Below are 21,784 nucleotides of genomic sequence, written 5' to 3'. Positions count from 1 at the left end.
CAATAGAGTTGCCAGGTTCGGCAATTGCCAAAACGGAAATCGTACGCTAGGGGGCGCATTTCCTGAGTACCATAGTCATTGCAACCTGCAAGCAACGAGAAAGCGCGAAATGAAGTTTCACGAACAACTGAATGCATATATCGAGCAGATCGACTGCATGGCGAAAGAGGTGAGCGAGCAGTCGGGAGTATCCGCCGCCACTCTGAGTCGATATCGTACGGGGTCGAGGCTCCCCGATACGGAATCCGACGCCTTTGAGAATCTCTGCTCTGCGATCGCCGAGCTGGCACGGCAGAAGCAGCTTGGCGATATAACCGCGGAATCAGTGCGTGAGCAGTTCATGCAGTCATCCGACCTTCGCCCCCGCGACGCCGATCGGCTCCTCGAGAACTTCGACCTCCTCCTTGCAACGCTCGATGTGGGCATCAGCAAGCTCTGTCGCCATATAAACTACGATGCCTCGACCGTGTTCCGCTTTCGCAATGGCTCGCGCCGTCCATCGGATCCCGAAAAGTTCGCATCGTCGGTGGCGGAGTACGTGGCGCGAGAATGGGACTCTGCTCGCGATAGAGCCGTGCTGGCGCATCTGCTAGGTTGCACTGAAGAGGAGCTAGCGGAAAGCTCCGTTCGGTACGAAAAGCTGATGGAGTGGCTGTTCGACGATCGCGACCATAGGGATCATCCCGTGTCGGATTTCCTGTTCAAGCTCGACGAGTTCAACCTGAACGACTACATCAAGGCCATCCACTTCGACGAACTGAAAGTTCCTTCCGTGCCGTTCCAAATGCCCACATCGAAGACGTACTTCGGTCTCGACCAGATGATGGAAAGCGAACTTGATTTCCTGAAGGCCACCGTGATCTCCAAATCAACCGAGCCGGTGATCATGTACAGCGACATGCCCATGGGAGAGATGGCGAAGGATCCGGAATTCCCGAAGAAGTGGATGTTCGGCATGGCCATGATGCTGAAAAAGGGGCTTCACCTGAATCAGATCCATGACTTGAACCGGTCCTTCGAGGATATGATGCTGGGACTTGAGAGCTGGATCCCCATGTACATGACGGGCCAGATTTCTCCGTTCTATCTCAAAGAGCCGTCGAATAACGTTTTTCTGCATCTTCTGAAGGTTTCCGGAGCCGCTGCCCTTTGCGGTGAGGCCATTGTGGGCCACCATGCCGAGGGAAGATACTATTTGACCAAATCGAGGAAGGAGTTGGGGTACTATACGGCGCGAGCCCAGGAGCTGCTGAGCGCTGCGCGACCCTTGATGGATATCTACCGCATCGACAACAAGAACGAGTTCAACGCTTTTTTGCAGGTCGATTCAGAAGCAATCGGGAAGCGCAGGAGCATCCTCTCTTCGCTGCCGCTCTACACCATCGATGCGTCCCTTCTGGTGGAGATGCTTGCAAGGTCTGGATTCGATGGAGAAGAGGCGGCCGGCATTGCCGATGCCGCCTCTTCGGCTCGTCGGCGCGTCGTGCATATTCTTGAGACTAGCGAGATCCATGTCGAGATACCGCTGCTTACCAGAGAGGAGTTCGAGGTCTATCCGTTGAACCTCGACCTTTCGAACGTATTCTGCGAGAAGGGCGTCGCGTACACGTACGAGCAGTACCTTGCGCACCTGGAGGATACCGACCGTTTCGCAGCGGATCATCCTCGGTATCAGGTAGAGAAAACTTCTTCACAGACGTTCAGGAACCTACAGATCAGCATTCACGAAGGCAGGTGGGCTATGGTGTCGAAAGAGCTTGTACCATCAATACACTTCGTCATACACCACCCAAAACTAAGACGTGCGATAGAGGAGTTTATTCCGCCTGTGGCCGAGAAATAGCCTCTGCCGCTGTTGTCTGAAGCAAATCGCGCAAACTGCTGGCAGGACTGCCATTATGTTCATCGATTATGAGGCTATCGTCCTTTCGCCATATGGCCTCAATCTTGCTATTGTTTGCGTCTATATCATCAGAATCAGGAGCCTGGTAATCGGAAAGCCCGCATGACATTAGAACACATCTAATGTCATTACAGTTGCCTTATTCGTTCGAAAGTAATTGGGCTTCGATGCCAGCCTCTCTGCAAGGTGACGTTAGATGTATTCTAATGTCATTCCAAGGCGGAGGAATACTTCCTATGTTGCATCCTGGGCATCCTCTTTGCTTGGAAGGCGCCTTGCGTAATAGCGGAACACCTCGTCGTAATGGTCTTCCACGAACTTTTCCACCAAAATAGATGTCTCTGTTTTAGTAGTAGCTCGGTTCGCTTTGCTGTAATCTTCATTGTCTTGCTGTGTTTCGCCGTGCGACATTCCTGAACCTCACCTCCTATTACGCATAACGCGAAGAGCGCACCCTATGGGCGGCTCTTTTTCGAAAAATTTTTCATTAGGTCGTGAATCCCAAGATTCGATTAGATGTTCTAGGGCTCTTGGAACGGCGCAGGGAGGCACAACATGTCATAACTGATATGACACGGTTAGCCCTGCGAAGAAGGACATTGAGAAATGCTGGTTATCGACGTCCATTGGGAGTGATTTGGAATCCTCTCGCGTATCAATGCGATGTAATAATTGCTCATTATCACGAGCAACTCCGAACTATGAAATATAATTTTCCAGAAATATGAGTAACTCAAGTTTGGTGAATGGCTATAGTGATTTACGAAATTCTCGGAAGCGCTCAACGATGCGCCAGGCAATTTCGCAGTATATCAAGCCCATCAAACACAGTCAGCAGATGCAGATCCTTGAACAATGCAAGACAAAAGCATATAATCGTCTTACTATTAGTAAAGGAGGTCGGTCCTATGGCAACTGCTTCTGTAACGGTGAGAGTCGACGAAGATACCAAGCGCGCCGCAGCTAACATCGTGGAAGATTTCGGCTTCGATCTCTCATCAGTCACGCGCGCGTTCTACCGTCAGATCGTACGCGAGCAGCGCATTCCCCTCACGCTTGAATATCCAACGCCTAATCTCGAGTCTCGCGAGGCAATAAGGGAAACGAAAGAACTCATCGCATCGGGAGATCCGGGCTACGCCACCGTATCAGAAATGTTCGAGGCGATGGGAGCATAGCGGTGCTGAGAGCCAATTACACCCCGCGCTTCCAGAAAGACGTTAAGCGCCTTAAGAAGAAGCACGTAGCGCTAGATCCTCTGAAAGAAGTCGTGGAATTGGTGGTCGCCGATACCCCAGATAGCCGATCAGAACTTGTTCGCCGGCATAACATGCATCGGCTCAAAGGCGAGTGGTCGGGAAGCATGGAATGCCATGTCGCAAACGCTGGCGACTGGTTGCTTGTTTGGGCGCAGACCGACGATCAGGCGTACTTTCAGAGAACCGGTGGCCACGACGATCTGTTCAGTGGATAGGAAGTGCTTTAGGATTGTGCAATCCACCAGGCAATATTGTTTTTCTGAGCTTACTCAGACCCTGTTCTCGCATTTTTCTGAACCGGAATTAACCTCATGTTCACACTTTTCTGAACTTGGAACATTAGCGAGCTAGTGCTATGCTCACTCCCCCTCGCAAACCGGAAAAGCCTCATCGTAGTCGGGGTCGTCCTCGCGGCGCACGAATTCGTAGAGAAGGCGGCGCGTGGCGGGCAGCTCTTTCTTCTTCAGTTGGTGTTCCCACAGCACGAGCACCTTCCAGCCGGCCGCCTCTAGCGCCGCCAGGTTTTGCTCGTCGCGCTCGACGTTGCGGGCGAACTTAGCCTCCCAGTAATCGAGGTTCTTCTTGGGCACCGACAGGCTGCACACGGGACACCGATGCCAGAAGCAGCCGCGGATCTCGATGGCGAGCTTGCGCCCCACGAACGCCACGTCCGGACGCCCGGGCGCTTTCCTCCAATCGCAGCGGTAGCCGGGAAAGCCCATCTCGCGCAGCATGCGGCGCACGAGCACCTCCGGCTTCGTGTCGCGCCGCTTGTTGCCCTGCATCGATTTGTGAGTGGCCGCCGACACAACCCCGAAATCGTAGCGGTTCGTCTTCGATAAGCGCACGCGAGATTCAGCGCCCTCCTCGCCTTCTGCAGAGTCTTCGTCGGCAGCCGCCGCTAAGACTTGCTCCCTCGCCTCGATTGCGCGATCAGTCACGCCGTCGGGAGCATCGCCCGCATCGCCCTGCGCAATCGTCTCTTTCGTTTTCTCTGTTGGCTTTTTCATGGCCGTTATTATAGCGCCTGCGCCTTCCCGCTTGCGGAACCCTGAACACTCCAATTAAGAAAGCGTAAGGTGTGCGTCTTTTTGCAAATGCTGTCACGCGGCGCGCAACCCAAGCGCTACCATGGGAGCCCCCCATCGGCTCGCCAGTCGCAACTGGCGCATTCCAGCGGCAATCACACGTCGCCGGAGCCGGCCGCCCCAAAAGCGAACCGAGCCCCAAGCGACAACGCAGCAGCCGAAGGCAAGCCAAACGAAACACCGAACCCAGGAAGGAGGAGGCCCCATGACGAACGCGCCATTCGCGCTCGACCGTCGCGAGTTCATCGCGCTCGCCGGCGGATTGGCCGCCGTGCTCGTCGTCGGCGACGGTGCCTATTTCTCCTCCCGCAGGTCGGCCGCCCACGCCCAGCCTGTACCTTCCGAATCCGGTACCCTGACCCAACCCGAAACGCCGCTTAACGGCACGATCGCCTCACCCAACACAGAGACAGCAGCGGCCGCCACGACCTCTCCCGAGACCGAGTCAGCAGCCGCGACCAATACCGAAATGCCTCCGACGACGCTTGAAGACCTACCCTGGAACCTGCGCCTCGTGAACCGCGACCATCCCCTCGCCGCCGACTTCGCGCCTAGCAATCTGGCCGAGTTGCCCGACGCAAGCTGGGTGGAGCCCCACGTCAACCACCGAGTGGATGCCCGCATCGTCGAAGATCTCACAGCCATGCTCACGGCTGCCGAAGCCGCCGGCACACATCCCATCATCTGCTCCTCTTTCCGCACCTACGACTACCAGGAGAATCTCTTCGAAAACCGCATCGAGCGAGCCGAGCGCGAGGAGCATCTGGAAGGCACCGAAGCCGAGGAGGCCGCCGCATTCTGGGTTGCCCCACCGGGCGCCAGCGAGCACCAAACCGGTCTCGCCGTCGACATCGTGGACGCTGACTACCTGGAACTGGACGAAGGCCAGGAATCCACGGCCACCCAGCAGTGGCTCATGGCCCACTGCACCGAGTACGGCTTCATCCTGCGCTACCCCACGGACAAAAGCGCCACAACCGGCATCGGCTACGAGCCCTGGCACTACCGCTACGTCGGCAAAGAGGCCGCCTCCGACATAGCGGAAAGCGGTCTCTGCCTCGAAGAGTGGCTCGTCGAAACGTACCACGTCCAGGCCTGAAGCCGCTCCGCTCCTTTTCCGCAACTGCACCCTTCCGCAGCCGCCCTCTCCGAAACCTGCCCTCTCCGAAACCGCGAAACAAAAATGCCGAGCCGTCCCACAAGAAAGGCGGCCCTAAGGCCGCCTTTTGCAAGGAGTGGGTATCGCAAGAACTTACAGCATCCAGGGCTGAACAATCGTGATCGGCACCGCCGCGCTCACGATGAGCAGACGCAGCATGAAGCCGCCGACGAGCACGCCCGCATCCGACAGCGCGCTGATCATCTGGCCCGTGCGCGAGGTCTCGAACTCGTGCTTGGCCAGCCACAGCATCCAGCACTCCAAAATCGTCGGGAGCACCAGGCCCACGATGACGAACAGCAACCAGAACGCGACGGCCCAATTGCCCGCCACCAGCGACATCACGCTCTCCCAGCCAGCGGGGCTGGGGTTGAACGCCGTGATGAACAGCAGCGCGGCAACCAGCACGAACTCGATGACGGGCAGCCAGAAGTGGAACTTCTTCATGACGACGACCTCGTTGAACTCGTCAGGCGCGTAGAACACGCCGACGAGCAGCACCGCGGCCATGCCGGTGGACACGGCGGACACGAGGAACAGAATCGGCAGAAGCGCGCTGTTCCACAGGGGGAATCCCTGGCACACGCCGAGCAGGCAGCCGGTGTAAATGGCGACGCACAGGCCCATGACGAGCCCCACGCAATCGAGCCACATCGGCACCTCGCGCTTCATCAAATCAAGCACCAGCACGATGAGCGCGACGACCACGAACACCGCCAGAAACACCACGCCCCAGGTCATTACCGATCCGAAGTTCGTAAGCAGAAGCGCGAAGCGCAGCGGATGAGCAAAGCCCGCGGCAGCGTCGAACATCAACAAGCACAGACCGATGATAACCACGATCGGCGCGATAAGGCGTCCGACGCGCATGAGGCGCTTGCAATCCGGATGGCGGTAGCGGACGAACACTGCCGTTGCGAACGCGCCGCCGCCCAAGCCGGCCAGGAAGAGGTACCACGCGATGATGGCGCCCCAGATGGGTTCGTAGATCATGTCAATCACCTCACGTAATAGATCTTGGCGCGGGTCAGATCGCCGGCGATGGGGGCCGCACCCGTGCGCGCGATTTCCTTGGAAATCTCGCTATCGGAATCGTCCAGATCCCCGAAGATGCGAGCACCGGTCAGGCAGGCATCGACGCACGAGCACATCTTCGTGCCGTTCTCATAGGAAGAAAGCGTGCAGAAGCGGCACTTGTCCACCTCGCCCGTCTTCGAATTGCGCGTGCGCACCTGATAGGGGCAGGCAGCCATGCAGTACAGACAACCGATGCACCGGCCGTGATCCACTTCGACGATGCCGTCGGAGCCCATGTGCGCGGCTCCGGTGGGGCACACGCTCGCGCACGGCGCGTCCTCGCAGTGCATGCACTGCAGCGGGATGTGTTCCACGGTCACGTTGGGGTACTTGCCCACTTCACGCTCTTCAAAGCGGATGAACGACTCATCGGGAAGCAGGTCGTTCTGGCGCTGGCAAGCCGTGCGGCAGGCATAGCAGCCGATGCACTTCTTGGTATTGATGAGCATTCCGTAGCGTGCCATCATTCACCTACTTTCTGCACGGAAACCAACGTCTCCTGCGTCATGGCCGAGCCATAGGCCGGTTCCATGTGGAAGGGAACGAAGTCCATGAAGTTCAAGCCAACCCCATAGGCCGTGCGCTGATCGGGAGACTTGCAGCCATAGTGCGAGGGCATGTAGATGGCCGTCGGGTTAATGCGCTCGGTCACCTTCACCTTGATGGGGCCCTCGGCCATCGTGTTCGACAGAATGACCTCGTCACCATCCGCGATGCCCAGACGCTCGGCCACCTCAGCGTTGATCCAGATGCGGTCGAGGCCGTAGGACTTCGTGATGTCCATCAAAGGCTCGCAGTTGGCGGTCTGCGTATGCGTGTGGATGGCCTGCTTGCCGCCGATGAGGCGGAACTCGCCGACGGTCTCGTTCGGCATCACCTGGGGCTCGACCCACACCGGGCACGCGGACAATCCAGCCGCCTCGCACGCCTCGCTCGTGAACTGAATCTTGCCCGTCGGGGTCTTCCACTCGGGAACCTTGCCGTAGGCATAGGCCTTCTCGGGGAACGAGATCGTGCCGACCTGGCGCAGCTCATCGAGGCTCGTGCCCACGCTGCGCAGCTGCGCGTCGGCCAGCTCGTCAACGGTGAACGGGAAGTACTGCCCCACGCCGCACGCCTCGGCCAGCTGCGTGAAAATCACGTCCACCGGACGCGTGTTGGGGTGAATCACCTCGAGCACCTGATCGCGCAGGGAAACAACCGGCACGCGTCCGCCCACGAACTCGGGCAGCTCGCGACGCTCCAGGTAGCTGCACTCGGGCAGCACGTAGTCGGCCAGCATCGCGGTTTCCGACATCTGCACGTCGACGACGACCATCAGATCGAGGTTCGCGAAGTCCTCTGCCAGCTGGGCGGGGTTGGAATAGCCGGCCGCCATGTTCGAGTTGTAGAAGAACAGGCCCTTGACCTTGCCCTCCTTCGCCATCTCGGCGACGTAGAGGTTGGTGCCCATGGAAGAGAGCGCCAGCGGGTACTCCTCGGCGCCCCACATCTTCGCCTCGACCTTCGGCACCTCGGGGAACTTCGCCGGATCGAGATCGCCCGCCTTCACGCTGGGGAGGAACAGCGCCCCGCCGGGCTGGTTCCAGCAGCCCAGAAGCGTGTTGAACAGGCAGAGCGCTCGCGCCGTCTCGCCCGAGTTCGCGTACGAGCACCCGAAGGCACCGCGCCAGCTCGGCTCGATGGAGGCCGCAGGGGCCGCCTCGGCGAACTCGAGCGCCAGCCGTTCGATATCGGCAGCGGGAATGCCCGTGATGCCCTCGGCCCATTCCGGCGTGTAGCCCGCAATGGCGCTCGCCCACTCGTCGAATCCGACACTGTTGGCCGCCACGTACTCGGCATCGTAGAGATCGCGATTAATAAGCACGTTGGACATGGCCAAGATGAGCGCCAGGTCGGTGCCAGGGTTGATGGGCACCCACTCGTCAGCGAAAGCGATGCTGTTGTTCAGGCGCGGATCCACCAGCACGATGTGCGCGCCGTTCTCGTGCGCCTGCTGCAGCGCGGCCACCGAGCTGGGCCGGATGGCGTCGGCATAGCTGCGGCCGATGAACATCGTCATCTTCGAGTTGGCCACATCCGATTCGAAGTTGGCCGCCCCGATGGCCTGCGTGAACCCGGACTCCTTGGAGAGGTTGCAGGCGGCGCCGTGCGTGTACACGTTGGGGCTGCCGAGCGCGTTCATGAAGCGCTTCGTGTAGTACTTGCCCGACGGGCGCGGATCCTGCACCATGGCAAGCGCCTCGGGGCCGTACTGCGCGATGATATCGTTCACCTTCTGGCCGATCTCGCTGAGCGCCTGATCCCATCCTATTACTTCGAATTCGCCGTTTTCGTTCTTCTTCATCGGGTCGGTGAGTCGATCGGGCGAATAGGCGATCTGGGAATAGCCGTACCCGCGCGCGCACAACTTGCCCTGCGCGTTCGGATGGGCCTCATCCCCAATGAGCTTCGTGAGCTCGCCGTCTACGACGTAGGCGTAATAACCGCACTTGCTCGAGCAGGAATTGCACAGCGAGTGCACCACTTCGGTTCGCTTATCCGTCTCGGCATCAGCATCGGCTTCGCCGCGAACCGACAAGCTCACAAGGCCCGCGCCGGCGGCCACGGCAGCCACCCCGGCGCTTCCAACTAAAAAGCTGCGCCGTGTTAAAGCGTGTCCTGACATAATGGTCCTTCTCTCTATCGTTTAAGCCTCGACGATGGTGACCGTGGAAACCACGCCCTCGTCGATGGCCTTCTGGGCAATATCCTCCCAATCGATGAACTTGATGGCGCCGTTGGGGCACTGCTCGGCACAGCGACCGCAGGAGATGCACTTGGTCGACGTGCCGGTCTGGGCGTTGATGTGGGGCATGTTCCAAGGGCAGGCGGCAGAGCACATGCCACAGCCGATGCACACGTCCTCGTCGACAACGCGAGCGCCGGTCTCCTCATCGGAGTGGATGGCATGGACGGGGCAGTACTTGGCGCACTGCGGATCGACGCACTGCTTGCAGGAGGCGACCGTGAACTGGCAGTTGCCGAAGATGCCGTCGTTGGTATCGACGCCGGAACCGAAATTGTAGTTGTCCCACACGCGCACGCGGGCGATGGACTGCTGGGTCGCGCCGTCGTTCTTCAGGGTGCACATCATCTCGCAGCGCTGGCAGCCGGAGCAGCGAGCGCGGTCGGTGACGATCATTTTCGTAGGAGTGGTGCGCAGCTCGATGCGGCCCGAGGCAATGGAGGCGGTGGTCACGCCCCAGGAGGCGAGCACGCCGCCGACCACCAGGCCGGCAACGCCGCAACCGGTCATGGCGAGCACGGTGCGACGGGTAAAGAAGGGCTGCTTCTTCTCGGAGGCCGGCGCAGAGCCGGGCTCGGTAGCGGACACCGGGGCCGCGGGCGGCTGCTCGGTGGCCACGGTTTCATTTTTCTGGGTGTCAGACATTTGAACTCCCCCTTGTAACTTCATGCTTGTCTCAGAGAGAACTCAAGATCGCGACGCCACGCAACAGAGGGCATCATAGTCATGAATGAAGAAGCTGTGTACCCTCTTTGAGGGGGATTACCGAACGTTTGATTTCTCCTCATCCGTCCGTAGAGGAGCCGTCATGTTTCCGTTGAAAAAGATCCCCTCATTGAGGGGAGGGGGATAAAATTGCCCTCCCTTATACTCGTACGCGACGATTACTCCAGATCGACGACCTAGTACCACGCAACATGAGTACACGAAGAGATTTGGAGCTTCATCATGGCTGATTCAAAATTGGATCCCAACAAGTCCTATGGCTGGACCGGTAAGATCCTCCGCGTCAACCTGACCGACAAAACCGTTTCCGTCTCGCCCACCGACCCTTATAAAGAGTATTTGGGCGGTATGGGAATAGCCAACAAGATCATGTACGACGAAGTGCCCGCCGGCACCGATCCGCTCTCCCCGGAGAACAAGATCGTGTTCGCCGTCGGCCCTCTGACCGCCACCGGTGTTCCCCTGGCGGGCCGCACCACCATCGCCTCCCTTTCCACCTATACCACCGATCATCAAGTTGTTGACGCCCACACCGGCGGCATGATCGGTGCGGCCATCAAGAAGGCCGGCTGGGATGCCATCGTCATCGAGGGCGCTTCCGACGAACCGGTTTACCTGAAGATCGACGATGACGACATTGAGATCAAGCCCGCCGATCAAGTGTGGGGCCAGGGCACCCGCGCCACCACCGAGGCGCTCTCGCGCAAGGAGGGCACCGACTTCTGCGTGGCCACCATCGGCCCTGCCGGCGAGAACCTGCTGCCCTACGCCTGCATCATCAATTCCCGCAACCATTCCGCCGGCGCTGGAGCCGCCGCCGTCATGGGCTCGAAGAAATTGAAGGCGCTCGTCGTGCGCGGTAGCCAGCCCATCTACGTGGCCGACCCGCAAGAGGTGGCCGACCTGTCCGACTACATGCTGCGCGAGATCGTCGGCTCCAACAACAACCACGTCGTACCTTCCACCCAGCAGGAGTGGGCCGAGTACTTCGACAAGGGCAGCCGCTGGACGGCCCAGAAGGGACTGACCTGGGCGCTGGCCGAAGGCGGCCCCATCGACACCGGCGAGCCGAAGCCCGGCGAGATCAACACCGTGGGCTACCGCTGCATGAAGGCCTTCAAAGACGAAGGCCCAGAGGCCGAGAAGTACACCATCAAGATGGACGGCTGCCACAGTTGCCCCATCCATTGCTACTCCGACTTGCGCGTGCCGGCCTCGGCGGCCAACGGCGGCTACGAGATCACGGGCAACACCTGCGTGCCGAACTTCCCGTTCACCAACTACATGATCAAGATTTTAGGCGACAACACTTCCGTTGAAGCCGGCAGTGAAGACGCCCTCATCTGGGATCAGGTATTCGGCTCCACCATGGACGATTTGGGCCTGTGGTGCAACTACGGGCAGATCTACCGCGACATCGCCCACTGCTATGCTACGGGCCTGCTCCAGAAGGTGCTGCCCCCCGAGGAGTACGCGGAAATCAATTGGGAGGGCTTCAAGAATAACGACCCCTCCATGGTGCCGCCCCTTCTGGCGAAGATCGCCGCCAACGACTCGGAGATCGCCTACATCGGCCACGGCCCCATCGTCTGGACCGAGCGTTGGAACGATCCAGACTGGTGGAACACCCCCGCTTCCACGCTCATCAACGTGCGCGGCTGGCCGGTGCACCATGCCCATGAGTGCTTCGGACAGGTGGGCCTGCTCTATAACATGGTCTTCAACCGCGACGACATGATCCACTCTGCCGTGAACTTCCAGGGCTGCGGCTTGCCCTTCGAGCTTAAGCAGCAGATCGCGGCCGAAGTGTGGGGCGACGCGAGCGCCATCGATCCGGACAAGAACTACACCCCCATGAATGAGTATAAAGCGAACTTCGCCTGGTGGTCCATCGTCACCGACGTGCTGCACGACTCGCTCACGCTGTGCAACTGGGTATGGCCCATGACGATGAGCCCCACGAAGGCTCGCGACTATCGCGGCGACCTGGATCTGGAGGCCAAATTCATGAAGGCCGTCACCGGCGAAGACGTGACGACGGAAGACCTGTACAAGATGGGTGCGAAAATCACCACGCTGCAGAGAGCCAACACCGCGCGCGGCATGGTGGGTGCCAACGGGCAAATGGGTACCAATGACTTCCGCAACGTGCACGACGTCGTTACCGAGTGGCCCTTCACCATGGATCCGGACATCGAGGTGTTCACCGAGGGCACCAACAAGATGGACAAAGAGGATTTCCAAACGGCCCTCACCATGATGTACGAATGCTTTGGCTGGGATCCCGAGCTGGGCTGCCCGACGGCCGAGTGCCTGGACTACTACGACATGCCCGACGTGAAGGAAGACCTCGCCGCCCTCGGCCTGCTTCCCGACGCCTAGGGAGATGCGCAGAGCGAAACCAATCTGCGCTGAAGGCTGATCCGTAGGGGGCGACCTCGGTCGCCCCTCCCAAGCGGCATCACCTCACCTGATAGCCGACCCCTTCTAACGCGAGCTCCGAAGGAGCTCCCCCTTCGTGAAAGGAGCCCCCGCAAACCGGTTGCGGGGGCTCCTTTTTTGCACGCACCCGTAGCACGAGGCGTGTTTTTGCCATCAGAGAAGAGCGCCTACGACATTTTTGCCTCTCGGGCTGCGGGTCGTCTTCGCCCGAACAACAAGCCCGATGCCCTGAACAGGTATTTCTTGTTCTTTTGGAAAGTTAGTCGCCTAAAACACCGCAGCCCGACCCACAAAAATGTCCAACTCATCTGAAAAGCGCGACAAAAATACGGGTCGAGCTACGGTTTCGACAGCGCAGCTCACAGACTGAACCGCCGAGGCTTGGGCAGGCAAGTCTTACACGTTGCGAATGCGCTCGACGGCGTCCCACTCGGCGAGGGCCTGGGCGCGGCGAGGAGTCAAATACGTCGTGGAATAGAAGTAGACGTCGCCGTTGGAAGCCTCCACGCGCTCGATGTCGTCGGCGCGACCCTGCGCGCGGGCCTCAGCGAAGGCCGCCTCCACCGCTTCGGCCTTCATGCGAAACGGGTCGTTGGCCAAGCTCTCCCGCGCCATGGGGCGGGGGTAGACCGACGACTCCTCGCGCACGCATTCGATGAAGGTGGCCACGGGGTCGTCCTCAGCGGCGAGGAACGCCCAGCGGGCGTAGGCGTCGGTCATGGCCGAATCGTCGTAGAGGTAGTAGCTCTCGGCACCCATGAGCAGGCGGATGTGCGCGAACTCGGGATGCGGGTCTTCCTCGGGAATCTGGTTGGAAGTCTCCTGGGGCGGGGCTGGCGGGTACCCTGATTCGCTCAAACAGTCCTCGCTCTGCGAAACAGCCCACTGGGCTGTTTCGTTCGCTGCGGAACTCGCTCGGTCAGGGCACCCGCCAGCCCCTCGGACGTCTTCTTCTGTCGCGGAGCTCGCCCGATCGACGCACTCAGCCTCTCCGCTCGGCTTCGCCTTCGCCGATCGCTCCGTCCCAACCTCTGCCGCATCCGCTGAGACGGCTTTGCGTTTGAAGGGGGATGCGCCCACGGGGCGGCCGTTGGAGGAGGAGAAGGCGGACTTCACGTGCTTGTTGGCGGCGCGGCGAGGTGCGCCTCCGGCATCGGGGCCCTCCACGTCGCCCGCATCGCGCGAGCCGTTGGGATCGCCGAATTCCATAAGCGCATCGTAGACGGCCATTTCCAAGTCTTCGGGCATCATCGACGGGGGCACCAGACCGGCAGCCTCCCATTCGCAGGGACACGATAGGAGGCTTTCCCGCGAGGCCGCGCGCACCACGTCAAGCACTGCCAGAATGGCCTCCCGACGCGCCTGCTCGGGGTCGAGGGCGTCATCTGCGACCTCACCATCGGCCGCTGCACCCGCAGTGGCCAGAGCCTCGCCATGGGGCAGCGCGTCGGCGATGTCCTCGCCGGCCGCCTGGGCGCGGGCCAACTCAATCACCGCAGCGCGGATCTCGTCTTCCTCGCGCACGGCTACTCACCGTCCATGGCCGCCACAAACAGGTCGGTGCGCGTATCGCGCAGCGAGCAGTGCTCGCACATCAGGCAGGCGACACTGTAGGAGTCGCAGGGCACCACCGCATCAAGCTCGGCCAGACCGGCCCCCTCCCGTGCGAGGAAGTCGCCGATGAGCGCTCGCACCGCCTCCACGGAGAACGTCAGTGTGTTCGCCTTTCCAGCGGGAACGCCGCCCACGGCCTCCCGCACATCCTCGATCGTGAGAGCCAGCGCCTCGTCGAAGGTGCGCCCCTCGATCATCGAGCAGGTGGCGCTCGCACACCCCGTCATCGCCAGGCATCCGCGCGTCTTGAAGCCGGCGGCCTCGATGACGCGCGTCTCGGGATTGATGCGTCCGAACAAGCGGAACGCCACCTCGCCGCGCTTCGACTTACCGACCATCGCCTGGGCGTTCATCCCCTCGGGGCGACCGCCGTTGTGGTAGTCGGCCACAATGGCCAGAAGCTTGTCCGAGTATCCGGCCACTTCGTCGTCCACTTCGGTTTGGTACACATCGGCCGTGCGCAGCAGCACTTTCTGCTTCGGCTCGTGGTATATGTCGCGACCCTCGCTCATGGGCTCCTCCTCTTCTTCGATTGTCCACCTGCAAGATTACCAGAACCTCCGCTGCGCCCCTCCCCTTTTTCAGGCGATGTCAGATTGCGGAAACGTAACGGCTCCCTCGGCAGATTCGCCGCAGCCAAGATTCCCCGCGCACAAGTCGGAAAAAGAGCTATGATGGGGAATCGCGGGAAAGCCATGATGGAACATGCATCGGGCGAAAGGGGGATTCATGAGCGTTGTCGTGAGCGGACTTCTAAGCCGCGCGAAGGCCTTTTGGCCCATGCTCGCAGGCATCATCTGCGCACGCACGGCTCTCATCGTGGCGTGCTACGGCAGCTACGCCTCCACTGACGACGGCATCTTCACCGACGGCTCCATGTTTGTCACCTGCGCGCTCTTCATCGTAGCGTTGCTCATCTTCTCGCGGTCTCGCCGCGAGCTCGGTGCTACCGCCGTGCAGTGGATCATGGTGGGAAGCATCATCGTCGCCGCCGGAGCCTCCATGGCGCTCTCCCTGCTCGACAGCACCGACCAAACTCTTGCGGCCACGGCTTTCGCCCTCAGCATTGCCAGCACCCTGGCCCTGTCGCTGTGCATGTTCTACTGGCTGCGCTGCCTGCGCGGCACCGACGAAGTGACGGCCGCCCTGTTCGTGTTCTCGGCCTTCTTTATCAGCGTCGGCATCGTTTACCTGCTCTCATTTCTGCCCACCCGGGCGCAGAACATCATCGGCATGGCGCTCATCGTGGCTCAGTTCGCCTTCCTCGGCCCGGCCGGCCTGCGCGCCGAGCACCCCACGGAGCGGCCGCACCGCCGGGCCCGTACCTTCTTCACCTTCGCCCGCAGCAACATCCAGGACTCCCGATTCCTCGCCGCCTGCGCCGTCGGCATGGCGCTTCTGGGATTCGTCGACGGCTTTCTCCGTGGCTACCCCGACGGGCTGCCCATCTCCTTCACCTGGGGCTCGCGACTGGCCTACGCCCTGTGCTCCATGCTGATATGCGCCCTGCTCATGTTCCTCGTCGTGCGCCGCCGCGAGCGCGTCATGACCGTGGACGCGTTTATCACCATGGCACTTCTGGCCTCTCTCAGCCTCGTTCTGTTCGGTGCTTTCCCTTATCGCTGGGAAATCGGAGCCGTGACCGTCAACACGTTGAACATCGTCATTTGCGCCTACTGCTGGTACGTCATCATCGCCTTCACCAGCTTCGGAACCCGCGACCCCTACGTATACGCCATGGGCGGCTGGGTGATCTGTTTCGGCTCGCGTTCCCTCGCCCGCATGCTGCTGTACTTCACTTACCCGTTGGCCGGCAACGATTTGCTCATCAACTCGCTGCTTGGGGCTCTTGTCCTCATTTCCACCCAAGTGGTTCTCGTGCAGTTCATGCACGCCGAGCGCGGCGAGTCGTCCGCAGAGAACGATCGTCTGGAAGCCGAGAACGAGCGGGTCACGCGCCAAGCCGAAGCCGATGCGGCCGAGTCGGCAGCGGCGCTGGCCAAAGCTGAGCAAACGCTGCAGAGCGTCGTGTTCAACGCCGCGAAGCGCGAGGCTTCCGCCCAGCAAACAGCCTCCGAGGCTCTGAAAGCCGCCGAAGCACGCCAGTGCATCCGTTGCAACGAGGAATGCGCCGCTATCCGGGAGCAGCTTCTCCGGATCGACCCCTCCTCGATCTCTCTCGCCTCCGCCCCTTCGTCTTCCCCCTCGGCGACGATGCCATCGCCTCTCGCCTCTTCAGCCTCGGCCGCCTTGGAGCCATCCCCTATCCCTTCCCCGCTCTCCATGGGCGAGCTGTCCGATTCCATGCGCCGCAACGTTGAGCGCATGGGCGAGCACTTCCTGCTCACCAGCCGCGAGATGGACGTGCTCACCCTTTACGCGCTGGGTCACACACAGAAGAAAGTGGCCGAAGAGCTGTTCATCACCCCCGCCACCGCGCACAGCCACATCAAGCGCATCTACAGCAAGTGCGGCATGCACTCGCGCCAGGAAATCCTCGAGTACCTCAATTCTTACGGAAACTGAGGCCGAACGTTGGAAGAGAAACGACCCCAAGCCCCGAATCGTACCGGCGAGCCGATCGCGCCGCAACGCTCGAGCGCCCCACAGGAAGCCGCTCTCTACCTGCGCTGGCTCGGCATTCTCTGCGCCATCATGGCCGCCTTCTGCCTCGGCGTCTTCGCCATCGGCTACAAAGACCCCAGCGTAGGCCGCGTGGCGACCCTCGCCGGTCTCATCGTCGCCAGCGCCGGCTTCTTCTGGCTCGCCCACCGCAAATCGGGCAAGTAGTTTTACCTCGAGAGATGGCGAAAGGCGTCTAGAGCGTCGCTCCCACTTCCCTGAGCACCTTTAGAATGCGCTGGAAATGATGTCAGCAGAAAACGCACCTCCGAAACAGCTGCCCAGCGCGCTGGCGTGAACTGCGTTAGCGAAGTGAAACTCGATTAAACCTCGTAGCTCTCCTTCAGGGCTTTGAATGCGGGCATCGAGCGTTCGATGGTGTCGCGGGCGATGCAGTAGGACAGCCGCACCCAGCCGCCGACGCCGAAGCTGTCCGAGGGAACGATGAGCAGCTCGTACTCCTTCGCGCGATCCGAGAACGCCTGGGCGTCCTCTTCCAGGGCGCGCACCCACAGGTAGAAGGCGCCGTCCGGCTCCACGTACTCGTAGCCGAGCGCGGAGAGTCCCTCGGTCAGGGCCGTACGGTTCTCCGCGTAGGCGGCCACGTCCGACGGCTCCCCCACGCAGCGGGCCGCCACGCGCTGCAGCAGCACCGGCGCGCACACGTAGCCGAGCGCCCGTCCCGCGCCCGCCACGGCCACCGCCACCGCATCGCCGTCGTCGGCGCTATCCGAAACGTATACCCATCCGATGCGTTCGCCGGGCAGCGAGAGCGCCTTGGAGTAGGAGTAGCACACGATAGTGCGGGCATAAAGCGACGGCACCCAGGGCACTTCGATGCCGTAGGTGATCTCGCGGTAGGGCTCGTCGCTGATGAGGTACAGCGGACGTCCCAGCGCTTCCTCACGCTCGCGCAGCATGACCGCCAGGGCCTCAAGGCTCTCGCGGGTGTACACGGCGCCCACCGGGTTGTTCGGCGTGTTGATAATCACGGCACTCGTCTTCGGCCCGATGGCCGCGCGCAGCGCCTCGATGTCGGGCTGGAAGCTCGGAACCGCCGCCGGCACTTCCACGATGGTACAGCCGGCCGCCTCGATCCAGGTGCGGTACTCGGGGAAGTACGGCGACACCACGACCACCTCGTCGCCAGGTTGGGTCACAGCGGCAATGGATGAAGCCAAGGCCGCCGCGGCACCGGCCGTCAGGTAAAGATGGCCCGGCGTCGCCGTCGTGTCGTAGCGATTGGACAGATACGCCGCGATGGCCTCCTTCACCTCGGGCAGACCCGCCGCGGGCGAATAGGCGTGAAGGGTCACCGGATCCATGTCCAGAAGCTCCAGCATGGTTTCGCGCACCAAATCGGGCGCCGGCACCGAAGGGTTGCCGATCGAGAAATCGAACACGTTCTCGGCGCCGATCTCGGCCTTGCGCGCCATCCCGTAGGCAAACAGCTCGCGGATGGCACTCGGCTCATCGCCCAGCCCGTACATCTTCTCGTTGATCATGGCAGTCCTTTCGCACACTCTCGCCAGCCGCCGCGCGCGGGGACTGGCCCTCATTGGCCCTAAGCCCAGTCGGATTCTCAGTTCCCCCTCAGGATACTACAACGGCGCCCTCCCCCAGGCTCGCTTCCGCCGAGCCGACCACAGCGGCCCCCAGCTGGACGATCTTCTCCTGCAAGCCAGGATGAGCGCGGAACGCGAAGGCGCGTCCTTCCTGTTCTCGCACCAAATACCCCTCGCGCTCCAGCCCCAGAAAATCGGCCCGGGCGGTGCCGTAGGCGATGCGGAAGCTGCGCTGATGCGGCGCGATGCGCAAAAGAGCCCCGGGTTCGCGGCACAGCGCCACCAGGATGGATTTCTGGCGCGCATTGATATGGGACTCGAAGATGCGCTCGATCTGCTCGTTGAGCTGCTCGAGATAGGTGATGGAAACCGCCAGCCGCTCCAGCTCGCGCAGGTACAGACACACATTCAACTCGAAATAGGGCGTGAAATCGAAGCCGAAACCGTAGTCGGTCGACCACGACTCGAACACCGCCTCGTAGCGGGCCGCATCCACCGGCGCCTCCGCCAAGGTCGGATCGAAGCCCTCCGGTATCCAGCTGAGCACGGGAAAACCCCACTTCAACGCCAGGATATTCCGCAAAAGCAGTCCCACGAGCACGTTCAGGCGCGGCAGCACGTTGAAGTAGCGGAAGAACCAGCTGATGTTGAGCAGCCGCAATACGGGACCGAAACGCATGTCGTCCCCTGCGGCACAGGCCCGCTGGCACACCAGATCCATCAGCACCTGGGACTCCGGGGGCGCCAAGCGCGGATCCAACGGCGCGAGCACCCGCTCGGGCAGCTCGGACAAATCCACCCCCTCGGAAAGCTCGTAGTACAGCGTCTCGATGAGCCCGTGGGTCACCGCGCGCCGCGCCAAGCTGTCGCAATCGCTCGAAAGACGAAAGTAGTTGGCCACCAACTGATCGAGAGACGTCAGCGGGGGCGCCCCCGCGAACAGCTCGTGCACCCGCTCCTCGTCCACCGCGATGCCCTCGTCCGCCAGGCCGCGCACCAGCGTGCGCTCGATGAAGCGCGTCACGAACGGCGACCCTTGCATGTCCTTGAGCGATCGCGCCAGCGAGGAGTCCTCCTTCGAGCGCACCTCCAGCATCTCGGTGTTGAACGACAGCGAACTGGTCGTGACCATCCACATGTCGGCCGTGCGCTCCGGATCCTCAGGGATGAACACGGCGGCCTGCTTGCGCACGGCGAGCAGGATGCGCCAGATATCCTCCTTCGAGTAGCCCTCGGGAAGATCGTAGTCGTCCAAGTCGTCGAAGAGCAGAATGCCCACGTCCACCGCCGTGCGCAGCTCGTGGAAAATGGGCAGGCTCATAAAGGCCACCAGCTCATCCACGGAGAGTCGCTTCGGCATCGCCTCCGTCTTTCCCCGCATCGCAGACTTTCCCGCCATCGCGCCGCCTTTCCTTGAGCTTGCCCTCTCGCTCCCATTCTATCAGCTTCGGAATCTCCTATTATCAGAAGTTGATCTTAAAGATAGTTATAATTGAGAATGTTATTATTATTTTGTACCAAAGTTATTATCAGAAATTTAGATATTGATAATTGAAGAGCGGGCCTTTATAGTGAGGTCAGCGAATACGCGAGCGACCAGAGGAGGCCCATTATGGGAGACTGGCCCATCATCATCCGCTAATTCCAGGGCGCAAACCGCCCGAATTCCCTGCGGCTGCCCTCCGCAGGACTCTCTGAGGTGAGAACCCCGCTGCGAAAGCCCTTGAAACGCAGCGGGGTTTCTTGCGTCTTGACACTTGTCAGAGCTTAAAGCCCTCGACAACGTCTATAAGCTCCTGTTGAGAATGAACCCCCAACTTCACGTAGATATTCTTGGTGTGAAAGCGAGCCGTGTTCAGCGATATGACGAGCTTCTCACGAATGACACCCACCGTGCGCCCCTGGGCCAAAAGCGCAAACACCTCTCCCTCCCTCGGCGTGAGTCCATACTCGGCGCCCACCGCTGCGCACTTCTCCTCGATCGAGGCCACCCCAGCAAACATCCCGGACGACATCTCCCTACCAGGTCGTGTCGCTTCCGCACCTTCGCCGCAAGTTCCATCGCGGCGCCCACGCACCTCCATCACGGCCGGAGGTCGCAGAGGCTCCGGCGACCGGATGGCCCCGATAGCCTCGACGAAGCTCACATTCTTCAAAACGATGAAGCAGAACGCCACGAACACCATAGCGCTCGCGAAGCTCGTCCACACGAGCGCCTCCTCGGTCCAGCCGAGCAGCGTCATGGCGCTGTTGCCAAGCACAGCACCGACGCCCACCCCCGACCAGTACAACGCCAGCATGAGCGCCGCCGTGGGCAGCGCCGTCACGCGGTTGCGCCCGGCGATGCTCCCCACGAGCAGGACGAGCAGCAGGTTGAAACAGGAGGCCCCTGCGTCAATGAGCGTGTTCGAAGCCGAGGCGACACCCCCCGACACCACCCGATCGCTCGGCTGCAGAAACATGCCGGCGATGATGAGCAAAGCGCACAGGGCAAACAGGCCGTCGGCGTTGGGCATACGCCCCCGCGCCAGGTACATCACGAGAATCACCGCGAGCGGTATGAAGGCCACCGGCAGGGCCGGCGCGTCGTTGAAGGGGCCGGGCAGTGCTATCACGAGACCTTGGGCGATGCTGAACACGAAGATGGTCACGAACAGCAAATGGCCCGTCGGCAGAAACGACTGGGGATTCGCCACGGCCATCTCGGCCTGCGGCTCAGAACGCGCGGCCTCCTGCAGCGGACGGGCGACAAGCGGCCGCACGCAGAGGAAGAGCACCACGAAGCAGCCGGCGTTGGCCGCCACGGCGGCCGTCGGCCCAAGCGCGCTCGCCCAGGGCTGCAGCAGGTAGGCGCACAGGCACGCCGTCATGGCCACCACGGGCCGCCGCGCCGCCTCCAGCTGCGCGAAGGCCACATAGGCCAGCACGAACAGCCACGCCTCGGCAAGGGAATCCAGCAACGAGCCGACCAGCAGTAGACCGGGGCTCGCCCAGGCGAAGCCGCAGCTGTCCAGCACAAGATAGCCCGTCACCGACACCAGGGCGATGCCGTTGAACAAGCGCGGATGCAGACATCCGGGGCGATGGCGCGCCACGACCACGAGGGCCGCGAGCACCACGACCCCGAACAGGGTCGCCCATTCGCGCACCCACGGATCAATGGACACCAAGCCCGGGTAAATGCTGCCATTGGTAGCCAGGAAGCTGAACAGGGCACAGGCGATGGCCGCGGCCACCCGCACTGAAGCCGCCATTCGGGCGCTCTCGCCCGATCTTGCGGAGGAAACCCCCGCCTCGCCTGCCGGCCGCACCTCGTCTACCATAACACCCCTCTTTGTCGCGCGCGCTAATCTGGCCGGCCCATCCTACCACGGAAGCCCCATCTGCGCCCCGCATTCTGAATGTGGGATGTCCCACCCTGCACCTTTTCCGACGAATTGCGAAAAACCGCCCCGACGATGTGGGGCGCCATCGATGCTTGAGCTCTAAGGTAGTAGCCAGAGAGACATCCACCATGCGGTCGGCGCCCGTCGCGGGACCG

At 61.3% G+C, this 21,784-nt stretch carries 16 protein-coding genes and 1 pseudogene; 7 read left to right on the top strand and 10 right to left on the bottom strand.

What is annotated here, in order from left to right; translation table 11 throughout:
• Nucleotides 1-109: 109 nt before the first annotated feature.
• The 3 genes from ACW4LP_RS00400 to ACW4LP_RS00390 all read left to right on the top strand — a co-directional run bounded on the left by ACW4LP_RS00400 (nucleotide 110) and on the right by ACW4LP_RS00390 (nucleotide 3,377).
• Complete coding sequence (locus tag ACW4LP_RS00400) at nucleotides 110-1,843, top strand: hypothetical protein (RefSeq protein ID WP_114548669.1); 1,734 nt, start codon at nucleotides 110-112, stop codon at nucleotides 1,841-1,843.
• Nucleotides 1,844-2,811: 968 nt separating this feature from the next.
• Entirely contained in the window at nucleotides 2,812-3,081 is a 270-nt protein-coding gene (locus ACW4LP_RS00395; protein ID WP_114548668.1) for a type II toxin-antitoxin system RelB/DinJ family antitoxin, read from the top strand.
• A gap of 2 nt (nucleotides 3,082-3,083) precedes the next feature.
• Nucleotides 3,084-3,377 (top strand): type II toxin-antitoxin system RelE/ParE family toxin, encoded by a 294-nt coding sequence (locus tag ACW4LP_RS00390; RefSeq protein WP_114548667.1) that lies wholly within the window; start codon nucleotides 3,084-3,086, stop codon nucleotides 3,375-3,377.
• Between the two features lie 144 nt (nucleotides 3,378-3,521).
• Here the strand turns inward: ACW4LP_RS00390 and ACW4LP_RS00385 are convergent, their stop codons facing one another.
• Nucleotides 3,522-4,172, bottom strand: a complete 651-nt coding sequence (locus ACW4LP_RS00385; RefSeq protein WP_114548666.1) for a very short patch repair endonuclease — start codon at nucleotides 4,170-4,172, stop codon at nucleotides 3,522-3,524.
• Nucleotides 4,173-4,293: 121 nt separating this feature from the next.
• On the opposite strand from ACW4LP_RS00385, the pseudogene ACW4LP_RS00380 reads away from it, so the two are divergent.
• A pseudogene (locus ACW4LP_RS00380) lies at nucleotides 4,294-5,272 on the top strand (M15 family metallopeptidase); the annotation flags it as partial.
• Nucleotides 5,273-5,502: 230 nt separating this feature from the next.
• Here ACW4LP_RS00380 and nrfD read toward each other — a convergent pair.
• The 4 genes from nrfD to ACW4LP_RS00360 are packed head-to-tail and all read right to left on the bottom strand — an operon-like array spanning nucleotide 5,503 to nucleotide 9,919.
• A complete protein-coding gene (nrfD, locus tag ACW4LP_RS00375) occupies nucleotides 5,503-6,402 on the bottom strand; it encodes an NrfD/PsrC family molybdoenzyme membrane anchor subunit (protein ID WP_114548665.1) in 900 nt (299 codons plus the stop codon).
• A gap of 5 nt (nucleotides 6,403-6,407) precedes the next feature.
• Nucleotides 6,408-6,950 carry a 4Fe-4S dicluster domain-containing protein gene (locus ACW4LP_RS00370; RefSeq protein WP_041714836.1) on the bottom strand — a complete coding sequence of 181 codons (543 nt, stop codon included), beginning with the start codon at nucleotides 6,948-6,950 and terminating at the stop codon, nucleotides 6,408-6,410.
• Entirely contained in the window at nucleotides 6,950-9,154 is a 2,205-nt protein-coding gene (locus ACW4LP_RS00365; RefSeq protein WP_114548664.1) for a molybdopterin-containing oxidoreductase family protein, read from the bottom strand. Before ACW4LP_RS00365 ends, ACW4LP_RS00370 begins: the two co-directional genes overlap by 1 nt.
• Nucleotides 9,155-9,175: 21 nt before the next feature.
• Nucleotides 9,176-9,919 carry a 4Fe-4S binding protein gene (locus ACW4LP_RS00360; RefSeq protein ID WP_114548663.1) on the bottom strand — a complete coding sequence of 248 codons (744 nt, stop codon included), beginning with the start codon at nucleotides 9,917-9,919 and terminating at the stop codon, nucleotides 9,176-9,178.
• Nucleotides 9,920-10,222: 303 nt separating this feature from the next.
• Between ACW4LP_RS00360 and ACW4LP_RS00355 the strand changes: the two genes are divergently transcribed.
• Nucleotides 10,223-12,382, top strand: a complete 2,160-nt coding sequence (locus ACW4LP_RS00355; RefSeq protein WP_022739251.1) for an aldehyde ferredoxin oxidoreductase — start codon at nucleotides 10,223-10,225, stop codon at nucleotides 12,380-12,382.
• Between the two features lie 456 nt (nucleotides 12,383-12,838).
• Here ACW4LP_RS00355 and ACW4LP_RS00350 read toward each other — a convergent pair whose 3' ends face one another.
• Together ACW4LP_RS00350 and ACW4LP_RS00345 are read right to left on the bottom strand one after the other, a co-directional pair.
• Nucleotides 12,839-13,966, bottom strand: coding sequence for a hypothetical protein (locus tag ACW4LP_RS00350; protein WP_256156614.1), 1,128 nt, complete (start codon nucleotides 13,964-13,966; stop codon nucleotides 12,839-12,841).
• Between the two features lie 2 nt (nucleotides 13,967-13,968).
• Nucleotides 13,969-14,568, bottom strand: a complete 600-nt coding sequence (locus ACW4LP_RS00345; RefSeq protein ID WP_114548661.1) for an iron-sulfur cluster assembly scaffold protein — start codon at nucleotides 14,566-14,568, stop codon at nucleotides 13,969-13,971.
• Nucleotides 14,569-14,785: 217 nt separating this feature from the next.
• Here ACW4LP_RS00345 and ACW4LP_RS00340 point away from each other — a divergent pair, with 217 nt between their 5' ends.
• Together ACW4LP_RS00340 and ACW4LP_RS00335 are read left to right on the top strand one after the other, a co-directional pair.
• Nucleotides 14,786-16,582: a LuxR C-terminal-related transcriptional regulator gene (locus tag ACW4LP_RS00340; protein ID WP_455803357.1), complete on the top strand. Its 1,797-nt coding sequence runs from the start codon at nucleotides 14,786-14,788 to the stop codon at nucleotides 16,580-16,582.
• 9 nt (nucleotides 16,583-16,591) lie between these two features.
• Entirely contained in the window at nucleotides 16,592-16,846 is a 255-nt protein-coding gene (locus tag ACW4LP_RS00335; RefSeq protein ID WP_302223464.1) for a hypothetical protein, read from the top strand.
• 155 nt (nucleotides 16,847-17,001) lie between these two features.
• On the opposite strand, the gene ACW4LP_RS00330 is transcribed toward ACW4LP_RS00335, so the two are convergent.
• The 3 genes from ACW4LP_RS00330 to ACW4LP_RS00320 all read right to left on the bottom strand — a co-directional run bounded on the left by ACW4LP_RS00330 (nucleotide 17,002) and on the right by ACW4LP_RS00320 (nucleotide 21,566).
• Nucleotides 17,002-18,183 carry a pyridoxal phosphate-dependent aminotransferase gene (locus ACW4LP_RS00330; protein ID WP_302223465.1) on the bottom strand — a complete coding sequence of 394 codons (1,182 nt, stop codon included), beginning with the start codon at nucleotides 18,181-18,183 and terminating at the stop codon, nucleotides 17,002-17,004.
• An 88-nt stretch (nucleotides 18,184-18,271) separates the two neighbouring features.
• The gene (locus tag ACW4LP_RS00325; RefSeq protein ID WP_288219973.1) at nucleotides 18,272-19,642 is read right to left on the bottom strand and encodes a hypothetical protein; all 1,371 of its coding nucleotides are present in this window, start codon (nucleotides 19,640-19,642) and stop codon (nucleotides 18,272-18,274) included.
• A 361-nt stretch (nucleotides 19,643-20,003) separates the two neighbouring features.
• On the bottom strand, nucleotides 20,004-21,566 hold the full coding sequence (locus ACW4LP_RS00320) for a response regulator transcription factor (RefSeq protein ID WP_443613356.1): 1,563 nt from the start codon (nucleotides 21,564-21,566) through the stop codon (nucleotides 20,004-20,006).
• Between the last annotated feature and the right edge of the window lie 218 nt (nucleotides 21,567-21,784).

This window comes from Adlercreutzia sp. CNCM I-6215, from assembly GCF_977072315.1.
The sequence above is the reverse complement of the archived record's forward strand: the minus strand, read 5'-3'. Positions and strand labels throughout refer to the sequence as shown.

Bases quoted from the DNA above. Each gene is read 5' to 3' on its own strand.
- ACW4LP_RS00400 (WP_114548669.1), top strand. From the start codon at position 110: ATGAAGTTTCACGAACAACTGAATGCATATATCGAGCAGATCGACTGC.
- ACW4LP_RS00395 (WP_114548668.1), top strand. From the start codon at position 2,812: ATGGCAACTGCTTCTGTAACGGTGAGAGTCGACGAAGATACCAAGCGC.
- ACW4LP_RS00385 (WP_114548666.1), bottom strand. From the start codon at position 4,172: ATGAAAAAGCCAACAGAGAAAACGAAAGAGACGATTGCGCAGGGCGAT.
- nrfD (WP_114548665.1), bottom strand. From the start codon at position 6,402: ATGATCTACGAACCCATCTGGGGCGCCATCATCGCGTGGTACCTCTTC.
- ACW4LP_RS00370 (WP_041714836.1), bottom strand. From the start codon at position 6,950: ATGGCACGCTACGGAATGCTCATCAATACCAAGAAGTGCATCGGCTGC.
- ACW4LP_RS00365 (WP_114548664.1), bottom strand. From the start codon at position 9,154: ATGTCAGGACACGCTTTAACACGGCGCAGCTTTTTAGTTGGAAGCGCC.
- ACW4LP_RS00360 (WP_114548663.1), bottom strand. From the start codon at position 9,919: ATGTCTGACACCCAGAAAAATGAAACCGTGGCCACCGAGCAGCCGCCC.
- ACW4LP_RS00355 (WP_022739251.1), top strand. From the start codon at position 10,223: ATGGCTGATTCAAAATTGGATCCCAACAAGTCCTATGGCTGGACCGGT.
- ACW4LP_RS00345 (WP_114548661.1), bottom strand. From the start codon at position 14,568: ATGAGCGAGGGTCGCGACATATACCACGAGCCGAAGCAGAAAGTGCTG.
- ACW4LP_RS00340 (WP_455803357.1), top strand. From the start codon at position 14,786: ATGAGCGTTGTCGTGAGCGGACTTCTAAGCCGCGCGAAGGCCTTTTGG.
- ACW4LP_RS00330 (WP_302223465.1), bottom strand. From the start codon at position 18,183: ATGATCAACGAGAAGATGTACGGGCTGGGCGATGAGCCGAGTGCCATC.
- ACW4LP_RS00325 (WP_288219973.1), bottom strand. From the start codon at position 19,642: ATGGCGGGAAAGTCTGCGATGCGGGGAAAGACGGAGGCGATGCCGAAG.
- ACW4LP_RS00320 (WP_443613356.1), bottom strand. From the start codon at position 21,566: ATGGTAGACGAGGTGCGGCCGGCAGGCGAGGCGGGGGTTTCCTCCGCA.